Below are 1,295 nucleotides of genomic sequence, written 5' to 3'. Positions count from 1 at the left end.
GCCGGGTGCTTCTTCTTGTACGTGTTCAGCAGGTTGAAGTGCCCCTTGTACGGCAGGGACGGGTCCATGGCGTTCCGGTCGCCGTCCCAGGTCATACCGGTGGCCGGGTTCTTCGGGTCGCCGGGGTCACCGACGGAGATCCGGTTGTTCTCGACGCGGGCGAAGGCGTAGTTGACGTGCGTGACCTTCGACCAGGGGATGTTGGAGACCAGGTACGCGGGGTCGCCCTTGTCCCCGGAGCGCCAGCCGGTGAAGTACCCCACCGTGCGCCGGGTGCGGTCGTTGCCGACCCACTCCCGGCCGCCGTTGTCGTAGACGTCGCAGTAGCGGGCCGCGACGCCCGTGGTGGGCGTCATGCCCTCGGGGCGGCAGTCGCCCGAGGACGCGGGTTTCGTCCCCCGGCCGTCCGGGGAGTCGTCGAAGGGGGAGCCGGCGTCACCGACCTCCTGCGGCTTGTCCGGGGTGAAGCCGGTGGACCGCCACCGCTGCCCGGGATTGTCGAACGCGCAGTCCTTGAGGGCGAGCGTCTCGTCCGGGCCGCCGGCCGTCAGGCACAGGCCGCCGTTGCGCAGCCGCGTCCATCCGCTCCCGGCGTCCTCGGCCTGCCAGACCTGGCCCGCGCTCCCGCCGTCGTCCTTGGCCAGCCGCGCCTCGTGCCGGCCGGTGTCATGGGCCAGGACGGGCCCGCCGTCCAGGGCGCTGACGACCTGCCACCCCTCGGGCGTGGCGCGGGTCCACCACTTCTGGGCCGCGTTGCCCTTGGCGGCGAGCGCCTTCACCCGGGTGCCCGGCGCGGGGTTCGCGTTGTCCACGTCGGCGACGAGGTCGTCCTTGGCGGACTTGAGGGGGCCCGCCCGGTCGATGGGCAGGGGGCGCGGGGTGATCTTGACGGTCGAGGTGTCGATCTTCCACAGCTGGCTCGCGGCCACCTCTCCCTGCGTCATGCACGGCGAGAGCGCGCCCCAGCCCTCCTTGGCGGTCAGGCACCACTTTCCGCCCTCGGTCTTGATCCGGACGGCCGCTACGTTCTCCTTCAGCCGTTCGATCGTCCACAGCCGGGGCGTGTCGGAGACCGAGGCCCACTGCCACGCCGTGCCGCCGGCTCCCTGCAGGTACTGCCCGCCCGCGTTCTGGAGGGTGGTTTCCAGTCGCCCGCCGGGTTCGGGCAGCTCACCGTTGACGAGCCACCGGCCCAACTCGCTGTCGTCCGGGCCGGTGGACACCCACCCGGAAGTGGATCCGGCCCGCTGGAGCACGTCCTGGCTCGTCGAGATCCGGGAGATCTTGGCGGTCTG

At 71.9% G+C, this 1,295-nt stretch carries 1 pseudogene; it reads right to left on the bottom strand.

The annotated features are described in order from the left end of the window. Positions 1 to 944, bottom strand: a pseudogene (locus ACIO9K_RS37880) (hypothetical protein); the annotation flags it as partial. Positions 945 to 1,295: the final 351 nt, after the last annotated feature.

Origin of the sequence: Kitasatospora sp. NPDC087271 (genome assembly GCF_044744605.1) — a bacterium.
Taxonomy (GTDB): domain Bacteria; phylum Actinomycetota; class Actinomycetes; order Streptomycetales; family Streptomycetaceae; genus Kitasatospora.
This window is presented reverse-complemented; position numbering and strand designations above follow the sequence as displayed.